This window comes from Duganella qianjiadongensis (genome assembly GCF_009857915.1).
GTDB lineage: Bacteria > Pseudomonadota > Gammaproteobacteria > Burkholderiales > Burkholderiaceae_D > Rugamonas > Rugamonas qianjiadongensis.
On record NZ_WWCM01000007.1, the window covers coordinates 221,641 to 240,101 of the forward strand.

Sequence of the window (18,461 nt, forward strand, 5' to 3'; positions counted from 1 at the left end):
AAATAGTTTAAACTTAAAGTATCGTCCGGTTGCGGGCAACGCGCCACTATTTTCGTCAGGGGGATCATGAAGCCTATGCCAGCAAGCTCTGCCAGTGCCCATACCGACCCGTTTGCGCGCTCTCATCTGCCGCCTGCCGAACTGTGGCCGGAACTCCGTTTCGACCTGCCCGAACTGCAGTATCCGTCCCGCCTCAATTGCGTGGCCGAACTGCTCGATGCGGCGCTGGCGCGTGGCGATGGTGCGCGCATTGCTTTGCGCGGCGAGCATGATAACTGGACTTACGCCTATTTGCACGCGCAGGTGAACCGTATCGCCCATGTGCTGCGCTCCACGCTAGGACTGGAAACGGGCAACCGGGTACTGCTACGGGGTAGCAACACGCCGATGATGGCGGCCTGTGTGCTGGCCGTGCTGAAGGCTGGCTGTATCGCCGTGCCGACCATGCCGTTGCTGCGCGCCCGTGAACTGGCCGTGATTGCCGCCAAGGCCGAAGTCAATGCCGTGCTGTGTGCCGACAGCCTGCGCGCCGAAGTGGAAGCGATGGAGCTGGCACCGGCGGCTAGGCAGCGCACCGTGTATTTCGGTGCCGCTGGCGAGGCTATGCTGGAAAGCCTGATGGCGGCACAGTCCGATCAGTTTGCCGCCGTCGATACGGCGATTGACGATGTCTGCCTGATCAGTTTTACCTCGGGTACCACCGGCATCCCCAAGGGCACCATGCACTTCCACCGCGACGTGATGGCCATCTGTGACTGCTTCCCCCGCTCCGTACTGCGTACCGAAGCGGACGATATTTTTATCGGCACGCCGCCACTGGCCTTTACTTTCGGGCTAGGCGGCCTGCTGCTATTTCCGCTGCGGGTGGGCGCCAGCGCCGTGCTGCTGGAAAAGCTGACGCCGGAAACCCTGCTGGCCGCGATCCAGAACTATCGCGCCACCATCTGCTTTACGGCGCCCACCTTTTACCGGCAGATGGCGCCGCTGTTCGGGCGCTACGATCTGGCCAGCCTGAAGAAAAGCGTGTCGGCCGGCGAGGCGCTGCCGGTGGCGACACGCGAAAGCTGGCTGCAGGCCAGCGGGCTGACCATGATAGACGGCATAGGCGCGACCGAACTGCTGCACATCTTTATTTCGGCAGCCGGCGATCAGGTGCGCCCGGGGGCGACGGGCAAGCCGGTGCCCGGCTATCAGGCCTGCATACTGGACCAGCAGGGCCAGCCGGTAGGGCCGGGGGTGATAGGACGGCTGGCCGTGAAAGGCCCGACCGGCTGCCGCTATCTGGCCGATGCGCGCCAGCGCGACTATGTGCTCGGTGGCTGGAACCTGACGGGCGACGCCTACGAAATGGATGCCGACGGCTATTTCTACTATCGCTCGCGCACGGATGACATGATCATTTCGGCCGGCTATAACATTGCCGGGCCGGAAGTGGAGGATGTGCTGCTGCGCCATCCTGCCGTGGCCGAATGCGGCGTGATAGGCCGTGCCGACGAAGAGCGGGGACAGATCGTGGAAGCCCATGTCGTGCTCAGGCCCGGCATTGCGGCAGCGCCGGAACTGGTGACGCAATTGCAGGAATTCGTCAAAGCGCAGATTGCGCCGTACAAGTATCCGCGCGCCATCCGTTTCCTGCCTTCCCTGCCACGCACGGAGACGGGCAAGCTGCAGCGCTTCAAGCTGCGTACCGAATAAAGAGAACCGTATGAATATCGTATGCATAGGCGGCGGCCCCGCCGGACTGTATTTCGGCCTGCTGATGAAGAAGCAGAACCCGTCGCACCAGATTACGGTGATAGAGCGTAACCGGCCGTATGACACCTTCGGCTGGGGCGTGGTGTTTTCCGACCAGACGCTGGGCAATCTGGCGCTGGCCGATGAAATGAGCGCGCGCGCCATACAGGCTTCCTTCAATCACTGGGATGATATCGATACCTATTTCAAGGGCGAGAAAATCAGCTCGGGTGGCCATGGTTTCTGCGGTATCGGCCGCAAGCATCTGCTCAATATCCTGCAGCAGCGTTGCGAAGAGCTGGGCGTCAATCTGCTGTTCGAGACAGAAGTAGAGGACGATCAGGCCATCGCCGCACGCTATCAGGCCGATCTGGTGATCGCGTCGGACGGACTCAATAGCCGCATCCGCAGCCGCTATGCGGCCAGCTACCAGCCGCAGATCGACGCGCGGCGCTGCCGCTTTGTCTGGCTGGGCACGCGCAAGAAATTCGATGCTTTCACGTTCGCCTTCAAACAGACGCCACACGGCTGGTTCCAGGCCCATATTTATCAGTACGATGGTGTGACCTCGACCTTTATCGTCGAGACGCCGGAGCCGGTGTGGCGTGCCGCCGGACTGGAACAGATGACGGCAGAACAGTCGATTGCGTTCTGCGAGCAGCTGTTTGCCGACATACTCGAAGGCCATAGCCTGATGTCGAACGCCGCCCATCTGCGCGGCTCGGCCATGTGGATGGTATTCCCCCGCATTGTCTGCCAGCGCTGGGTACACTGGCAGCAGAGCGGGCAGCAGCAAGTGCCGGTAGTACTGATGGGCGACGCGGCGCACACGGCGCATTACTCCATCGGTTCGGGCACCAAGCTGGCGCTGGAAGATGCGATCGAACTGGCGCGCTGTTTTGCGCAGGATGACAATACAGCCAGTGCGCTGGCGACTTACGAGCGCGTGCGGGCAGTGGAAGTGATCAAGCTGCAGAGCGCCGCGCGCAATTCGATGGAATGGTTCGAGAACGTGGAGCGCTATACGGCGCTGGAAGCTCCGCAGTTTGCCTATTCCATGCTGACGCGCAGCCAGCGCCTGTCGCATGAGAATCTGCGCGTGCGCGACGCCGTCTATGTAGCGGACTACGAGCGCTGGTTTGCCGGGCGCGCCTATGTCGCGGCAGGCCTTGCTGCCCCGGCCACATGGCAGGCCGGGGCAGCGGCTGGCACGCCTGCGGCACCGCCACCAATGTTCACGCCTTACAAGGTACGCGAACTGGTGCTGAAAAACCGGATAGTGGTGTCGCCCATGGCGCAGTACAGCGCTGTCGACGGCATGGTAGGCGACTATCATCTGGTCCATCTGGGGGCCCGCGCGCTCGGCGGTGCGGCCATGGTGTTTGCGGAGATGACCTGCGTTTCGGCCGATGCCCGCATCACACCACATTGTCCCGGCCTGTACGCGCCTGAGCACACGCAGGCGTGGCGACGCATCGTCGACTTCGTGCACCAGCACAGTGATGCCCGCATTGCCATCCAGCTGGGCCACGCCGGTGCCAAAGGTTCCACCCGCGCCATGTGGGATGGCATAGACCAGCCGCTTGAGCGCGATAACTGGCCACTGGTTTCGGCATCGCCTCAGCAGTATGTGCAAGGCGTGTCGCAGCTGGCGCGTGCCGTGACGCGCGAAGATATGGCGCGTATCGAGGCAGATTTCGTACGTGCCACCGAGGCTGCCGAGCAGGCGGGCTTTGACTGGGTGGAACTGCACTGTGCGCACGGTTATCTGCTGTCGTCGTTCATATCGCCGCTGACCAATCAGCGCGAAGATGAATACGGCGGCTCGCTGGAAAACCGCTGCCGCTATCCGCTGCAGGTATTTGCCGCCATGCGCGCCGTATGGCCTCCGCATAAACCGATGAGCGTACGCATCTCCGCGCACGACTGGGTGGAGGGCGGCATCACGCCGGACGATGCCGTGCTGATTGCACGCTTGTTCAAGGCTGCCGGCGCAGATATGATCGACTGTTCGTCGGGGCAGGTTAGCAAGGCGGAAAAGCCGGTGTATGGCCGCATGTTCCAGACCCCGTTTGCCGATCGCATACGCAACGAAGCCGGCATAGCCGCCATTGCGGTGGGTTCGATTTTCGAAGCGGACCATGCCAACGGCATTATTGCGGCTGGCCGTGCCGACCTGTGTGCGGTGGGGCGCCCCCATCTGGCCAATCCTGCGTGGACGCTGACGGAAGCGGCAAAGATAGGCCATAGCGCGGTGCACTGGCCGCGCCAGTACCAACCGGGCAAGCAGCAGCTGGAGCGCAATCTGGAGCGCGAGCGGCAGCTGGCAGCCAGCAGCAGCGGCCTGTCGCCGCAGCAGCTAGCCGCCCGCCTGCTTGAGGGATGACTTGAATATGGAAGCAAAAGTGATGCAAATACCGTCTGAAAATACGCCGCAGGATGAAGAGTCGCCGGTGCTCGATCTGGCCAGCCGGCTGACGCAGGACCATCACCAGTCGCTCAAACTGTGGCTGCGCATGCTGTCGTGTACCACCAAGATCGAGAACGAAATCCGTAGCCGTTTGCGCGCGAACTTCGGCATTACGCTGCCGCGCTTCGACCTGATGGCCCAGCTGGAACGCTATCCGCAAGGCTTGCGCATGGGCGAACTCTCCAAGCGCATGATGGTCACGGGCGGGAATATCACCGGCATTACCGACCAGCTGGAGCAGGAGAAGCTGGTGGTGCGCGTGCCCGACCCGAAAGATGGCCGGGCCTACAGCGTGAAGCTGACGCCTGCCGGGCGCAAGGCCTTTGCCACCATGGCCGCAGTGCATGAAGACTGGGTAGCAGAGCTGCTGCAGGACATGTCGGCTGGAGACAAAGGACAATTGATCGAATTACTGTCGCAGATGAAGCAGCACCTGTATGCTGCCGGCGACCGATAATCCGCCCCGCGGAAGAAAGCTTAGTATGCGATATTTACCCGGCAAGGCGCAGCAGCTGCCCGGCAACCGTAGCCAGCTTGGCGGCTATCAGGCTAGCCATTTTCTGTTTGAAGTCAGCGGCCGTGTGGCGACGCTGACGCTGAACCGGCCCGAGCGCAAGAACCCGCTTACGTTCGAGTCCTACGCCGAACTGCGCGACCTGTTCCGCGCGCTGGCTTATGCCGAGGATATCAAGGCCATCGTCATTACGGGGGCGGGCGACAACTTCTGCTCCGGCGGCGATGTGCACGACATCATCGGGCCGCTGACGGAACTCGACATGCCGGGCCTGCTGGCATTTACCCGCATGACGGGTGATCTGGTCAAAGCCATGCGCGCCTGCCCGCAGCCTGTGATTGCGGCGGTGGACGGCGTGTGTGCCGGTGCCGGCGCCATTCTCTCGCTGGCGGCGGACCTGCGTTACGGTACAGCGCGTAGCAAGACGGCGTTTCTGTTCACCCGCGTGGGGCTGGCCGGCTGCGACATGGGCGCCTGTGCCTTGCTGCCGCGTGTGATCGGACAGGGCCGGGCGGCAGAACTGCTGTACACGGGCCGTTCGATGACGGGCACCGAGGCCGAGCGCTGGGGCTATTTCAATAGTCTGCACGAGCCGCAGGCATTGCTGGCTGCCGCGCAGGCGATGGCGCAGGGACTGGCGGACGGTCCCACTTTTGCCCATGGCATGACCAAGAAGATGCTGCAGCAGGAGTGGAATATGGGCGTGGACGAAGCGATCGAAGCGGAAGCACAGGCCCAGGCCATCTGCATGGCGACCAACGATTTTCACCGTGCCTACCACGCCTTTGTCGCCAAACAGCGGCCCGCGTTCGAAGGCGATTGATCCGGAATCTTTATGCGCGATAAAACCTATCTGGACTGGCCATTTTTCGATGCTCGCCATGCAGCGCTGGAGCAGGCGCTCGATAGCTGGGCACGCGAGCATATCAGCCAGCAGCATGACAAGGATGTGGATCAGGCTTGCCGCCAGCTGGTGCGCCAGTTGGGGGCTGCTGGCTGGCTGGCCCATGCCATTGCGGGCGGCGAGTATGGTGCGGCGGGCGAGGTTATTGATACGCGTGCCATCTGCCTGATCCGCGAGACGCTGGCGCGTCATAACGGGCTGGCCGATTTTGCCTTTGCCATGCAGGGGCTGGGTTCCGGTGCTATCTGTCTGTTTGGCAGTGCTGCCCAGCGCGCAGCCTATCTGCCGCGCGTGGCGCGTGGCGAGGCAATTGCGGCGTTTGCCTTGTCCGAACCGCAGGCGGGCTCCGATGTGGCAGCGATGCAGTGTGCAGCGCTGCGCGACGGCGATGACTATGTACTCGATGGCGAAAAGACGTGGATCTCGAATGGCGGCATCGCTGATTTCTATGTGGTGTTTGCCCGCACCGGCGAGCAGCCCGGCGCGCGCGGCATCAGCGCTTTCATAGTCGATGCCGCTGCGCCCGGACTGGAAATCGCCGAACGCATCGAGGTAATGGCGCCGCATCCGCTGGCGCGCTTGCGCTTCAAGGGCTGCCGGATACCGGCCAGCCAGCGTATCGGCGAGGGGGGGCAGGGCTTCAAGGTGGCGATGGCGACCCTCGACGTGTTTCGCACCTCGGTGGCCGCAGCAGCGCTGGGCTTTGCCCGCCGCGCGCTGGACGAAGCCATGCAGCGCGCAACGGGGCGGCAGATGTTCGGGCAGGTGCTGGCCGACTTTCAGCTAACCCAGTCCAAGCTGGCGCAAATGGCCACCGGCATCGATGCAGCGGCGCTGCTCACCTACCGCGCTGCATGGCAGCGTGATCAGGGGCGCACGGTAACCAAGGAAGCGGCAATGGCCAAACTGACGGCAACGGAAACGGCGCAGCAGGTGATCGACGCTGCGCTGCAGATGTTCGGTGGACTGGGCGTGGTGAGCGAGCAGCCGGTGGAGCGCTTGTATCGGGAGATTCGCGCGCTGCGCATTTATGAGGGTGCTACCGAGGTGCAGCAACTGATCATCGCGCGCGAACTGCTGCGCGAAGCAAAGAACAAGGATATGTGATGGAATTTCTTCAACCGCCGGGATGGGTGCGGCCGCGTGGCTATTCGAATGGCGTAGCGGCCAGCGGGCGCATGGTGTTCGTCAGCGGCACGATAGGCTGGGATGCGCAGGGGGTGTTTCATAGCGATGATTTTGCGGCGCAGGTGCGGCAGGCGTTGCTCAACGTGGTGGCGGTGCTGGCCGAGGCCGGCGCGCGCCCCGAGCATATCGTGCGCATGACGTGGTACGTGCTCGACAAGCACGAGTATGTGGCGGCGTACAAGGAAATCGGCGTGGCGTATCGGGACATCATCGGCAAGCATTTTCCGGCCATGACCGCGGTGCAGGTGGCGGGACTGGTGGAGGATAGGGCGCGGGTGGAGATTGAGGTGACGGCGGTGGTGCCGCAAGCCAATAAAGCTCTCTGATCAAACGGACGCGCGGGTTTTTAGTTCAGTAATACTATAGAAAGGAAGGTTCAACTAGGCGTCTATCGTAAGCTTTTCATTGCTGAAGCTCGCGCTGTTGTGCGGAGTCGGGGGGGGGGGATATGGAACTGTCAGGCTCGATACCAAAATTCCGTGAGTGCTCCGGGGACCGGAAATATCGTGATCTCAGGCAGGCCGATTTACAGACAGACGATAGCGCCAAACTGTTTCGCCACCTAGAAAATCTTGCGCAACGTTCTGGCCGGGAAATCACTAGCATGCGCGTGCTGGATTTCGGATGCGGGCGTGGCGAGTTTGTCGGTTATCTGCGCAGTAAGGGCATACACGCGTACGGTGTAGAGATCGATGAAAAATTTCTTGCTGCTGGGGCTGTGCTCGATAGCTTGTATCGTGATGAGCGGCCATTGCTGGCGCTAGTTGGCGTCGAAGGCAAGGTTGGTTTCCCGGATGGATATTTCGACCTGATCATTGCAAATCAGGTGTTCGAACATGTTGCGCAGCTGGATTTAGTTGCTGCTGAGCTATATCGATTGCTTGATAGTCGAGGATATCTGCTGACGCTATTTCCCGCGCGGTTTAAGGTGATCGAACCACATTACCATTTGACGATGGTTCATTGGCTGCCCAAAGGGCCGTTGCAGCAGGGTCTCATCCGCTTGCTGGTCAGCTTAGGTTTTGGCGTGGCACCACCGGAGGGCATGTCGCGGCAGATGATGGGCAAGGTTATCGCCGAATATGCGCAATCGGAAACGTTTTACCGTTCTAACAAACTGATAGCTGAAGTCTGTAACGCTAAGGGAATTGCACTGGATTTCAGATTAGTCCCGGAGCATATGCTAAAAATGAAGCTCGCGCGTTCGTCCGGTCTCCAGCATTTGGTTTATGTCTTCGTTGCCAGACTACTACCACTGGTCGCACTGCGGAATAGCTTTAAAACCTGTGCCGCAGTAGGCCGCAAGCACAGGTTGGAATATGAGTCTGGCGCATAGCCAGATACCACCAAGTTATACTAAGTCGTTCACGCAGGCCGTATGGCCTGCAGTGCTACTTGGCGAAATAGCGCGAATTGATCTGCAGACGGTCGATGACCTGCAAGCTGCCTAGCTGGTTGAAGGTATGCCAAGGTGTATCAGCGTCGTTATACGCAGCGCCCCAACCTTCAATAATTTCCTCCTGAAACTCGGATTCGCTCAGCTTGACGATTCTGGTGCAGACCGTTGCGCCACCATAGACTGTGGAGCAATCCTGTGTCACGCGATGCAAGTCGCCGTCACGCGAGATCCACATATTTCCTGCGGGCCGGGATGAACGTGCGTCGATTTTTACCGGATTTAAGCTGTGTGCTTTCCATGGGCCAGTAAGCTGGTCCGCCATGTAGATGTGAAGCGTATCGTCCATGCTCGCACCGCGGTCGCCATGGCTGGCAAACATCCATAGCTTACCCTGGTGGCGGATTAGCGTAGCGTCGGCAAGGCACTGGTCGCTGATCAGGGGGGGCAGTCTTTCCCAATGCAGTGGGTCATCGCCGCAACGGTAAAGGTAGAGCTGGCGGCTCATGGAGGCGTCCGGAATCATATAGGTCTGATCATTTTCCGTGTATAGGAACGGATAGGAGAGATGCCAGGGTTCGTCAAGTACCACTTGCGGTGGTGATTTGACCTTGCCATCTGCTGTCAGTTCCATAGCGCTGATATTTCCTTTGCCCGTAGAAAAGGGCAGCGCTTCGAAAACCAGCCACAGTCGATTTTTGATCGTGACCAGAAATGGATCGGCCCAGAAGTCGCTCGCTGGGGGGGCAATTATGTGGGAAAAGCGGGCTTGAGACGAGGCTGATTGATCGGGCGTAAAAATCTCTAAGCGCCATTGATCGCGCCAGAGCAGCTTTTTCATAATTGCTTTACATAAACGCAACAGCAGGTGCGTGGCCGCTCTGGCGTTTTGTGTTGGGCGTGCCTCAGGCAGACAACCGGTGGTTTGATGCGCTTGTCGGGCGAGGGCACCGCGTAATAGCGCAGGCAGCTTGGCGGCAACTAGTGTAATGCTCTTGCAGAGTGAGCGATGGTCCATGTCCAGCTCTGCATGGAAGAGCAGTTGTGCCTGCCCGCCGTCGGTGCACCAGACTTTGGCGGCAAGGGTAGCGCCCGGAACGGCAAGCCGTGTGCGGGCTGCCATGTCCAGATGTTGTAGCACTTCGGCTTCGTATTCGACGTAGAGAACAGTCTGCTTGCGTAGTATCGCTTGTTCCTGGGCTATGGCTGCGTTGTGGGCCAGCAGGGTAGTTTTAAGCTCCGCCTGATCGGCTGGAATTGCTGTTAGCACGGCTGTGGCGAGCGCGGCTCTGTCTTTGCGGCCATAAAGTGCCCGATCAAGCGTGCTGAACAGTATGTTTGTCCACCCAGTGAACTTAGAGGATGCTGCACTTGCCGGTGCGAAAGCTGGAGTCTGAATCAGGGTCCATTCCACGCCCAGTGCATTGGCCGCCACAATGAGTCCCTGTGACCATTGCTCAGGCGTAGGGAACCCGATGAGTTGCAGCAGCTTTGGGGTCCCAGTATTCACATCCATCAAGGCTTCTCCAATCGATTCAATAGGTGGGTAGGGGCTTACCTATGTGGCAATAGCGCACGGGAGAATAACATCTAACCCGAAACGTAGTAAATATGAAAATATTGGCGTGCTCGGCAGTGCGGAGTTGGGGAGAAAGGAATGGTCGTCAACTCGGGATATCGGGTTGCGTGGCAGCCAGTGGAAATGCTGTTGATATCACCGTGAGCGCCATTGGTCCCCCCGACTGGAATCGAACCAGTATCCCACGCTTAGGAGGGAACACCAACAAGTTGAAAAACTTATTGTACAGCATGTACTTACAGTGACTCAGTACGCTATCCTAATCAAAATGTTCCAAATTTGTTCCAAGTTCCAGCTTGGAGACTAGAAAGGAGTGGTGAGGATGGCAGGTAAGTTGATCACTGAACGGGTGGGTGTCAATGGCGATGTCTCGTTCTTGGTGCGAGTGCGCGAAGCTGGTGTTGCTGTCAGCAAGACCTTCAAGGCCAAGAAGGAGGCTGAGAAGTTCATTCGTGAGGTCAAGAGCAAGATTGATAAAGGTGAGTCAGTCGACATCACCAAGATCAAGAAGCTGACATTGGCGGCTATCTTTACTGAATACCTCAAGCACAACACCGTTGCTGATGGCAAACGGTATGACCTTGAACGACTGAAGACTGAGATTGGCAAGGCTCCCCTTGGAACTTTCAAAGCTGGTACTTTTGCGCTCTACCTGAAGGCCAAGTTGGAACAGAAAGTTCCAGATCAGGCCAAGAAGAAAAAAGCCCATCCTCTTTATGCGGGTCATAAAGTGTTGGATGAAAAAACGGGCGAATTGGTCAAGAAGACTTATAGCGAAAGCACTATTCGCAAGCTCTACTATGCGATCAAGACTTCCTTGATGTGGCATGCCAAACACCACAATTACACGTTTGACCGTAAGCCCTTTGATGACAATTCACCTCCAAAGGCATGGATTCCTCGTGATCGCATTCTTGAAGCTGGTGAGCTTGATAGTTTGCTTGAAGCAACAGACAAGATGTATGTGAAGCGAGAAGAATGGAGGTGCCTTATTTTGTGGCAATACTATTCTTGTATGCGTGCGGGTGAGAGTCTGCTTATTAAGTGGGATGAAATTCACTTGGATGAAAAAAATCCAAGCCATTCATACATTTTTGTTCCGAAGGAAAACACCAAGATAGCAGATAAAAAGAATGCTGAAGATCGGAAAGTTCCACTAAGACCAGAGTTCTATCACTTCATTAAAGATCGACTCATGAAGTTGAAGAAGGATGGTCAGTCCTTGGTGTTTGGTGATTATTGGCAAAACAGTTCTGTTCTTGCTGCTCGGTTCAAAGTGATCTGCAAGAATGCCAAAGTGGTGAATTTCAAAATTCACGACTTGAGGCATTGTGCTGTTAGTTGGTACTTCGTGAACACAAATTTGACTGACATTGAGATCAGCAAAATTTCAGGTCACATTGAGTTGAGCACATTGAAGCGATATGCAACATTGAGGCACAGTGACATTGGCGCAAAGCTCTGGGCCAATGTATGAATTGGAATAAGAATAGATGAAAAAGGGGCTTTAAGCCCCTGCTGTTTTCAATGGGTTCGTTCAGGTTCACCAATGCTCTTTAGGAGAGAGTTGTATTGGGCAGAATCTGTTGCATAGATTTTGTCTAATACATAGTTCGCCACCTTGGAAATTTCTGGGATCTCTACGGGTTTGAATCCACGGTCTGGGATCGACTCAAGGTGTGAGAACTCGTTATTGAGCCGATTCACAAGAGCGATTGCAGTCGGGTCCTCTTCACCAAAGAATTTCTTGATCCGTTCAAATGCATCATTCTTGTCGTCATGGTACGGGAACTTGAAGAACAAAAATGCTTCAAGGAACTTGCGAAGGTTGTTTCCGAAGCCATAGAACGGTTCATGAGATTCGTTTGCTCCACCTTGATTGCGACATTTGTAAATTTGGTGGAAGAGGTAGTTGAATTCGGTGATGTAGTCACGTAGATACGAAGGCATCAAAGAAATTTGACTTGACCCTCCATTTCTTTCCACGATGAAATGTTGACTTCCACCATGATTTTTTTCATTGGGAAGTGAGATCTTCTTTAAATACTTTAAGAAGTCCAGATTGTGGGTGGATATAAAAAGCTGCTTGTACCGATAGCTGTTTGATCCGTCTGTATTCTTGATGGGCTTTGCAATCAAACTCTCAATCAAGCTGAACATGAAGAAGATGTGATTCCCGTCCAGGCTGGAAATCGGGTCATCTATGTAGATAATCAAATCTTTGCCTTTGCTGTCTGGTTCTTCCAGCTTGGCTATGAAGTAGCAGAAGGCAATTAGACTGCATTCACCTTCGCTCAAGTTGTAGGCCGATTTCCCATCTCTAGTGACTTCAAACTTGACAGCAGTCTTTTCAGCATTGTCTTTGGCTTCAAGCTTGATTCCATCGTGACCAAAGAAATGATTGAGCAAGTCGTTCACTCGTTTCGCACCTTTGCGCTCATCCTTCTGTTGGCCCTGTAGACGGGTCACTTCGGCTTCCTGCTTGAGAATTTCAGCTTCTGCCTCGGTGTACGCTGTGTTGGCATTGTCAGAATCAGTTTTGAGGCCAGCGATACGGACCAACTCAGAGTCGTAGGTGATGTCACCGATAAAAGAGGCCACATCGGTAAGTCGCAGAGACTCGCGTGCAGCGGTTTTGTCCTTCTCCAACGAGCTTGTACGGCCATTGCTTTTGGCGATCAGAGCATTGATGTCGTCAGCACACCGTTGAATTGCTGTCGAATCGTGCCTGAAGACTGGCATGGCAACCGGCTGGAAAAGAGTGTTCTTTCTCCGATCCAATGCTGCCTTCAGTGCTTCGAGATCCTGTTTGTAGACCTTCAAGCAATCAGCAAGTGATTTCTTGCTGGTTTCAAAGGAGACCTTCTCTTCCGCATAGAACTTGTCGCCGTTCAAAGTCAAGAAGCCAGAAGTCGCTTGGATTTCGGTGGTGATAGAGGTCAAGCAAGAATCGATGGACGACTCCAGATCGGTGGACTCCTTGCTGAAATGGGAGTCCAAAACCTGCCAGATGTCATGAGGAAGGTCCTGACGGCAGAAGGCGCACGTGTCTCGCTTGTCCTTGTGTAGCGGTATGCCTTGCTTCACCCATGCCTGAAGGGCAGTCTCATTCAACAGCTCTTGAATCGCCTGTGTTGGCTTGATTGACCTTGAAAGCAGCTCTTCAGCCACCTTGTTTATTGATTCAATCTTGAGGTTGATCGATACGGTGTCGGTAATGTCGGGAAGGGCCTCTTGCTTCAAGAGGTTCACCTTGACAGCTTGCTCTTCGGTTGTCAGCGGCGTGAAGCTTGCCTTCTTCACTGAACCAATGTCTTTTTTAATGCTGTCAATGTTGTAGACAGCAGGGCCGTAGGTACGGTTTTGTTTTATCTTGTCATTGGCATGGGAACGAAGCTTGTCTTCTAGTGAGGTGGAGGCAGTTTTATGATTGCCTTTTGTCCGATCCCGTTCTTTCTTTTTGGCTTCAAGTTCATACCGAAGACCTGCCTTCGATTCGACGTTGCCTAACTTGACCTGGATCGCTGCAAGGGCATCTTCAATCTCTTTGTTCTTCTCACCGACGATGGCAAATGTCTTGATCTCGCCATTGGTTTGATTGACCAGAAAGCTCAGGTTCTCGTTCACGAAATCCCGGTTGTAGACCCGAACATCGTAACCATGACCGGCAAGGCCAGACTGTGTCACATCACCTTTGTCACCGTGGACAGTGAAGGTGGAGCCTACGTAGTTGAGCGGTATGCGCCCTGTTTCGAGAGCCCGAAAGATCCGCGAAAGAGTGGTCTTACCAGAGTAGTTGCGTCCGTAGAGGACGTTGAGTCGCTTGAAGTTCTGGACAGTGTTGCCCGCATCCTTAAGGCTCTTCTTCCAAGCGAGGTCCGTAAAGCTACCAAAGCTGCCAATGTCAACTTGACTGAACATGATCTCTCCCTTAGCGTTGGCTATTGGTTGCCGATTTGCAAATGAAACGAATTATTTAGTTAGTCTACCCTGAGCTTTGAAAAACAGCATCAGGGATGAGGTTCTATTTAGTCAAATTCATATGAATTTGACCAAAAAGGAAGAAGGCACCCAACTGGATGTCTCTTTTGTGTTGTTGCTGAAATCTGTATTTTTCACGCTCTAGCCTTTGAATGAATTTCTTGGATATGAAATTCAATTCTTCGACGACGTCAAGGTCCATGACCATGCCAATGTCACCTAATGCGCCATAGTTCTCATTTTGTCTTCAATTTCTTTAAGCGATCTAATTTGTTTCCCTTGATTATTGTTTTATATTTTTAAAGGCTTGCTATCAGCATGAGCTGTCTTTTGCATCAATTTTGTTTTAAGCCTCTGATTTGTTGATAGCTTCATGAGTTCGTGGTCAAGCTGCTTTTCATTCAGAATATTTATGATGTAAAGATCAATATACTGAAGAGCCTGTTCAACGTTCTTCATCATGAATCCGGGTGCTTGGCTGAAGTAGTCGTAATTGGTGATATCGCCAATCCAATGCTTCACTGAAATTTTCCCTAACAACTGATTTCTGATGGCTACCTCTTTGGGAGTCATGTCGGGAGTGATTGGGTTGGTGGCGATGAATCCTTCACGAACGAAATCTTTCAATGGCTGTTCTTGTGCAAAGTAGATGTTTGCCAAGTAGGCATAGTTATGACCGAAGTAAGGTTTGGTGAGATAGTTGGATTTGACGTACTCTTTCATGATGTGGAAGCTGAGGTCGTCAACATTGCTTTTCAGGTATGCGGACAGTTCTTTCTTGAAGTATTTATAGGCTGTGTTGTCGGCAAGCTTCCAATACCAGTAGCCATCTTTTGTTTTCTTTTGAATAAAAAGATTATCTGAGGCAATATTTTTAAGGAAGATTGAAATCAGACGACTTGGTGAAATCTCGGTGATCTGCTGGATGATGACTAGTTTACCGATATTCGCTTTTATCAGCCTGTAGGTGTTGTTTTTCTTCTTTATCAAATTAATTCTCCCGTTTCTGTACATCTAGCAGAAGAATTTTTATTGTCAATTTAAATTCATATGAATTTAACTGTAAAAATAAATGGCAATAAAAAAGCACCCAGCGGTGCTTTATGTGATTGTTGGCTTCAATGGATCTTTAGCTTGAATCTTCTTCTTCTCAACCTCAAGATTCAATGCAGTTAGTTTTTGCTCTAATGCCATAAGCTGGCTCTTGATCTGGGAAGCTCTTCTGCCTTTAGCACTGACCAGCATGAGCATGAGGCTGTGGTACTGCATGGACAGACTACCAATCTGTGCTTCCAGTCCTTCAACAGCCGCACCCATGACATTGGACAACTGCCCTTCACGATCCTGCTCATCTTGGCGGCGGGCCACTTGGTGTGGGAGGTTGGCAGTCGGTAGCTTGGCGGCTGGATTGGCCTGCTCCTTCAACTGGGTAAGCTGATCCTTGAGTGTGCTGCGAATCTCTTTGGTAGGCACAGACTTGACCTTGTGATCTTGTTCATCCTGGCAGCGTGCTAAACGGTGTGGAAGGTTGGCAGTCGGTAGCTTGCTGGCTCTGTGGCTGCGTTTCGCGCCAGGTTTTGGGGTAAGGTAGCGATGCTGATTGAAAGCAGTTCTAGCCTCGATGCCAGCAATGAGCTTGTCCTTCTGTACCTTGGCTTCTGCTGGCGTGAGGAACTTCGGGATCTTGGACTGGTGGTGCTCGGCTACGAGTGCCGCATAGTCGCTGTCCTTGGAAAACAAAGCCCCCTTCAAGCGGGTGTTCCTACTCGCACCAGGTAGGCGAACGGTGATGAACTCACTGCCCACAGCCTGCACATCCAGACCGTGGCGCTTCATGTAGCCAATCAACTGATTGCGATTGCCGATGGTGCCGTTGACGATCTCGCTATGAAGCACCTGAGCAAAGTCATTCTTCGCCTTCTTGTCCTTCTTCCCATTGGGTGACTTGGCTTCAAACGGCTTGAGTGCAATCTTGAGTGGATCGGGCACCACCTGCGCAAAGCCGAAGTTGTCATTGATCACGGCAGAAAACGCATTGAAGAATTGGATGTTCTTCTCACCGGGCGGATGAATATTTAGCTGAGGTTGGGACCCGCTGGACAACTCTGTATTGGCAACTAGAAAATGCAGTTCGACATTATTTTTATCACGATGAAGAACCCAGAAGTCAGCGAAATTCTCATCCACCTTCAGACCTGGTAGGAATGTTGCGCGGAATGTTTCAATCAGAGTGGTGATCTGCTCTGGTGTGACGGATTGGGATTCAAGACCATCACGAAAGGCAATGACACCAGAGGTGTATTTGTGTTGCCTTTTGGTGGCATTGGCGATCTCTGTAAAGATGGTAGGGTCGCCAAAGAGAATTTCAGGAAGGACTGATCGCTTCTTGCCTTCATGATCGGTATCACTGAGTAAGTATCTAACGGCTGATTCAGAACCTCCTTTGCCAGTTGGAAAGATGGTGACATTCATATCTTTGACCTCTTTTGTATATTTTTTGGTTTTAAGGTGGTTTGAAGGTTGTCATTTAGATTTTTCTTGTCTCGCCAATGTTGATGTTGCTCTTTTGTGCACTCGCTACCAAATAAAAACCAATACTTCCCTCCATCAGAAGATTCAATGGCAGGTCCATCTTCACGATGAATTTCACCGTTCGAATACCAGGTTTTTGTACCCTTGTTATATTCAACGGCTGGACCGTCTTCTCGGTGCAGTCGACCCCTTAGATACCATTCCTTTGTTCCATTTGCCCATTCAATAGCTGGACCATCTTCACGATGCAAAATATTGTCTTGGTACCATTTCGTAGACCCATTCTCTATCATCGGTCTTGCCTTCATATCTTGCCTCTTTTTGTCATTGGCTTGGGCGGTAAGATTGATTGAAGTTTTGCATTGAGAGTTTTTTTCATGAGCCACTGATTGAACTCTTCTTCGGTCTGCTGAATTCCATGTAAGAACCAAAGTTTTCTACCGTCGACATAATCGAAGGCAGGTCCATCTTCTCTATGTGAAAGTCCGTTTAAATACCATTGCTTGCTTCCATTTGCCCATTCAATGGCCGGACCATCTTCACGATGTAATCTGTTATATGAATACCAGGAGCTGTTTCCATCACATAGGCAAGCTGGCCCGTCCTGCCTGTGAAATTTTCCAGCTAGGAACCATTGCCTGTTTCCATTTTTCCATTCGATTGCAGGGCCATCTTCACGATGAAGATTGTCATTTAGATACCAGCAAAGTCTGCCGTGCTCTTTGAATTTTCCATTCTTCATATTTTTAACCTCTTCGCTGTAGGTTTTTTCTCAAGTACGACTTGAAGTTTTTCATTGAGTTCTTTTTTTATGAGCCACTGATTAAATTCTTTTTCGGCAATTTCAATGCCTTGCAAGAACCAAGCTCTGTAGCCATTTGAATGCTCAACTGCTGGCCCATCCGCACGGTGCATTTGGTTATTTAAGAACCACACATATCCACCATCGGAGTAGCTAATGGCGGGGCCATCTTCTCTATGCTTTAAACCATTTAAGTACCATTGTTTGGTTCCGTCGCTAGACACAATGGCTGGTCCATCTTCGCGGTGAATGATTCCGTTGATATACCAACGGCAGCTTCCATCTGAAGTTTGAACCGCTGGACCTCCTTCACGGTGATACTTTCCGTTTTGTCGCCACTCAGTTGACCCGTCAGGCTCTTCTACAGCGGGACCATCTTCGCGGTGGTACTCACCGTTAATGCACCAGACTTTCTTGCCATCAAATCTTTCAATGGCAGGACCGTCAGTTCTATGGTGTTTTCCATTGACAAACCACTCTTTGGTTCCTGCGGGAGATTCAACAACATAGGCGTCGTCGTAATTTTCCCTATCGTTTAAGTGACAATGGATTTTTGCGATCTCAATAGATTTGTCATTCTTCATATTTTTCCTCTTTTTGTTATTGGTTTATTAGGGAGCATCACATGAAGTTTTTCATTGAGATTCTTCTTCATGAGCCATTGGTTAAATTCTTGTTCGGTGTATTGAATGTTATGCAAGAACCAAAAATTTTTACCGTCTTTAGACTCAATTGCAGGACCATCATCCCTATGCAAAAGTCCGTTCACATACCAAAATTTTCTACCATCTGCTTTTTCAACAGCAGGCCCATCTTCTCTGTGTAGTTCTCCGTTGAAACACCATTCCTTAGCGCCATCGGCTCGTTCAACAGCAGGACCATCTTCTCTATGTGAAAGTCCATTTAAATACCAGTGCTTGTTCCCATTTTTCCATTCAATAGCAGGGCCATCTTCACGATGAAGACTGTCATTTAGGTACCAACAGACTCTGCTGTTCTCTTCATATTTCCCATTCTTCACTTCGCTCATATCTTTCCTCTTTTATTTTTTGTTTTATGTAAAAGAGTGGCCTGAAGTTTTTTATTGAGATTTTTCTTCATAAGCCACTGATTGAATTCTTCCTCCGAGTAAGAAATTCCATTCAATGACCATTGTTTATATCCAATACGCGACTCAAGAGCTGGACCATCTTCACGATGTAGAACCCCATTTAAATACCAGTATTTGGTGCCATTAGGAAGCTCAATGGCAGGTCCGTCTTCACGATGCCTCTTTCCCTGTTGATACCATTCCTTTCTACCATTGGCATATTCAACAGCAGGGCCATCTTCTCTGTGGAGTTGTTCATTCACATACCATT

The 18,461-nt window shown here is 53.0% G+C and carries 17 protein-coding genes; 8 read left to right on the plus strand and 9 right to left on the minus strand.

Translation table 11 applies throughout. The features are described from left to right. Window positions 1–75 precede the first annotated feature (75 nt). The 7 genes from GTP27_RS12410 (at window position 76) to GTP27_RS12440 (ending at window position 8,146) form a co-directional block, all read left to right on the plus strand. Complete coding sequence (locus GTP27_RS12410; RefSeq protein WP_161039486.1) at window positions 76–1,695, plus strand: benzoate-CoA ligase family protein; 1,620 nt, start codon at window positions 76–78, stop codon at window positions 1,693–1,695. Window positions 1,696–1,705: 10 nt separating this feature from the next. After that, window positions 1,706–4,120 carry a bifunctional salicylyl-CoA 5-hydroxylase/oxidoreductase gene (locus GTP27_RS12415; RefSeq protein WP_161039487.1) on the plus strand — a complete coding sequence of 805 codons (2,415 nt, stop codon included), beginning with the start codon at window positions 1,706–1,708 and terminating at the stop codon, window positions 4,118–4,120. A 22-nt stretch (window positions 4,121–4,142) separates the two neighbouring features. Continuing rightward, window positions 4,143–4,661 carry a MarR family winged helix-turn-helix transcriptional regulator gene (locus GTP27_RS12420; protein WP_161039488.1) on the plus strand — a complete coding sequence of 173 codons (519 nt, stop codon included), beginning with the start codon at window positions 4,143–4,145 and terminating at the stop codon, window positions 4,659–4,661. 25 nt (window positions 4,662–4,686) lie between these two features. After that, window positions 4,687–5,541 carry an enoyl-CoA hydratase family protein gene (locus GTP27_RS12425; protein ID WP_161039489.1) on the plus strand — a complete coding sequence of 285 codons (855 nt, stop codon included), beginning with the start codon at window positions 4,687–4,689 and terminating at the stop codon, window positions 5,539–5,541. A gap of 12 nt (window positions 5,542–5,553) precedes the next feature. Next, complete coding sequence (locus GTP27_RS12430) at window positions 5,554–6,729, plus strand: acyl-CoA dehydrogenase family protein (protein ID WP_161039490.1); 1,176 nt, start codon at window positions 5,554–5,556, stop codon at window positions 6,727–6,729. Continuing rightward, on the plus strand, window positions 6,729–7,136 hold the full coding sequence (locus tag GTP27_RS12435; protein WP_161039491.1) for a RidA family protein: 408 nt from the start codon (window positions 6,729–6,731) through the stop codon (window positions 7,134–7,136). The genes GTP27_RS12430 and GTP27_RS12435 overlap by 1 nt, the downstream gene beginning before the upstream one ends. A 122-nt stretch (window positions 7,137–7,258) precedes the next feature. Beyond that, on the plus strand, window positions 7,259–8,146 hold the full coding sequence (locus tag GTP27_RS12440) for a class I SAM-dependent methyltransferase (protein WP_161039492.1): 888 nt from the start codon (window positions 7,259–7,261) through the stop codon (window positions 8,144–8,146). 55 nt (window positions 8,147–8,201) lie between these two features. On the opposite strand, the gene GTP27_RS12445 is transcribed toward GTP27_RS12440, so the two are convergent. Then, entirely contained in the window at window positions 8,202–9,722 is a 1,521-nt protein-coding gene (locus GTP27_RS12445) for a glucosamine inositolphosphorylceramide transferase family protein (protein ID WP_161039493.1), read from the minus strand. Between the two features lie 385 nt (window positions 9,723–10,107). On the opposite strand from GTP27_RS12445, the gene GTP27_RS12450 reads away from it, so the two are divergent. Further along, window positions 10,108–11,262 carry a site-specific integrase gene (locus GTP27_RS12450; RefSeq protein WP_161039494.1) on the plus strand — a complete coding sequence of 385 codons (1,155 nt, stop codon included), beginning with the start codon at window positions 10,108–10,110 and terminating at the stop codon, window positions 11,260–11,262. A gap of 47 nt (window positions 11,263–11,309) precedes the next feature. On the opposite strand, the gene GTP27_RS12455 is transcribed toward GTP27_RS12450, so the two are convergent. The 8 genes from GTP27_RS12455 to GTP27_RS12490 all read right to left on the minus strand — a co-directional run bounded on the left by GTP27_RS12455 (window position 11,310) and on the right by GTP27_RS12490 (window position 18,453). Next, window positions 11,310–13,706: an AAA family ATPase gene (locus GTP27_RS12455; protein WP_161039495.1), complete on the minus strand. Its 2,397-nt coding sequence runs from the start codon at window positions 13,704–13,706 to the stop codon at window positions 11,310–11,312. Window positions 13,707–14,057: 351 nt separating this feature from the next. After that, entirely contained in the window at window positions 14,058–14,756 is a 699-nt protein-coding gene (locus tag GTP27_RS12460) for a hypothetical protein (protein WP_161039496.1), read from the minus strand. A 111-nt stretch (window positions 14,757–14,867) separates the two neighbouring features. After that, complete coding sequence (locus GTP27_RS12465) at window positions 14,868–16,238, minus strand: relaxase family protein (RefSeq protein WP_161039497.1); 1,371 nt, start codon at window positions 16,236–16,238, stop codon at window positions 14,868–14,870. Then, window positions 16,235–16,606 carry a hypothetical protein gene (locus GTP27_RS12470; RefSeq protein WP_202416724.1) on the minus strand — a complete coding sequence of 124 codons (372 nt, stop codon included), beginning with the start codon at window positions 16,604–16,606 and terminating at the stop codon, window positions 16,235–16,237. The genes GTP27_RS12465 and GTP27_RS12470 overlap by 4 nt, the downstream gene beginning before the upstream one ends. Then, entirely contained in the window at window positions 16,603–17,040 is a 438-nt protein-coding gene (locus GTP27_RS12475; RefSeq protein WP_202416726.1) for a hypothetical protein, read from the minus strand. Before GTP27_RS12475 ends, GTP27_RS12470 begins: the two co-directional genes overlap by 4 nt. Continuing rightward, complete coding sequence (locus GTP27_RS23615; protein ID WP_202416728.1) at window positions 17,037–17,684, minus strand: hypothetical protein; 648 nt, start codon at window positions 17,682–17,684, stop codon at window positions 17,037–17,039. Before GTP27_RS23615 ends, GTP27_RS12475 begins: the two co-directional genes overlap by 4 nt. After that, on the minus strand, window positions 17,681–18,130 hold the full coding sequence (locus GTP27_RS23620; protein ID WP_202416730.1) for a hypothetical protein: 450 nt from the start codon (window positions 18,128–18,130) through the stop codon (window positions 17,681–17,683). The genes GTP27_RS23615 and GTP27_RS23620 overlap by 4 nt, the downstream gene beginning before the upstream one ends. Further along, entirely contained in the window at window positions 18,127–18,453 is a 327-nt protein-coding gene (locus tag GTP27_RS12490) for a hypothetical protein (protein ID WP_202416732.1), read from the minus strand. Before GTP27_RS12490 ends, GTP27_RS23620 begins: the two co-directional genes overlap by 4 nt. Window positions 18,454–18,461 lie beyond the last annotated feature (8 nt).

Bases quoted from the DNA above. Each gene is read 5' to 3' on its own strand.
- GTP27_RS23620 (WP_202416730.1), bottom strand. From the start codon at position 18,130: ATGAGCGAAGTGAAGAATGGGAAATATGAAGAGAACAGCAGAGTCTGT.
- GTP27_RS12445 (WP_161039493.1), bottom strand. From the start codon at position 9,722: ATGGATGTGAATACTGGGACCCCAAAGCTGCTGCAACTCATCGGGTTC.
- GTP27_RS12425 (WP_161039489.1), top strand. From the start codon at position 4,687: ATGCGATATTTACCCGGCAAGGCGCAGCAGCTGCCCGGCAACCGTAGC.
- GTP27_RS12465 (WP_161039497.1), bottom strand. From the start codon at position 16,238: ATGAATGTCACCATCTTTCCAACTGGCAAAGGAGGTTCTGAATCAGCC.
- GTP27_RS12415 (WP_161039487.1), top strand. From the start codon at position 1,706: ATGAATATCGTATGCATAGGCGGCGGCCCCGCCGGACTGTATTTCGGC.
- GTP27_RS12410 (WP_161039486.1), top strand. From the start codon at position 76: ATGCCAGCAAGCTCTGCCAGTGCCCATACCGACCCGTTTGCGCGCTCT.
- GTP27_RS23615 (WP_202416728.1), bottom strand. From the start codon at position 17,684: ATGAAGAATGACAAATCTATTGAGATCGCAAAAATCCATTGTCACTTA.
- GTP27_RS12455 (WP_161039495.1), bottom strand. From the start codon at position 13,706: ATGTTCAGTCAAGTTGACATTGGCAGCTTTGGTAGCTTTACGGACCTC.
- GTP27_RS12450 (WP_161039494.1), top strand. From the start codon at position 10,108: ATGGCAGGTAAGTTGATCACTGAACGGGTGGGTGTCAATGGCGATGTC.
- GTP27_RS12430 (WP_161039490.1), top strand. From the start codon at position 5,554: ATGCGCGATAAAACCTATCTGGACTGGCCATTTTTCGATGCTCGCCAT.
- GTP27_RS12435 (WP_161039491.1), top strand. From the start codon at position 6,729: ATGGAATTTCTTCAACCGCCGGGATGGGTGCGGCCGCGTGGCTATTCG.
- GTP27_RS12475 (WP_202416726.1), bottom strand. From the start codon at position 17,040: ATGAAGAATGGAAAATTCAAAGAGCACGGCAGACTTTGCTGGTATCTA.
- GTP27_RS12420 (WP_161039488.1), top strand. From the start codon at position 4,143: ATGCAAATACCGTCTGAAAATACGCCGCAGGATGAAGAGTCGCCGGTG.
- GTP27_RS12440 (WP_161039492.1), top strand. From the start codon at position 7,259: ATGGAACTGTCAGGCTCGATACCAAAATTCCGTGAGTGCTCCGGGGAC.
- GTP27_RS12470 (WP_202416724.1), bottom strand. From the start codon at position 16,606: ATGAAGGCAAGACCGATGATAGAGAATGGGTCTACGAAATGGTACCAA.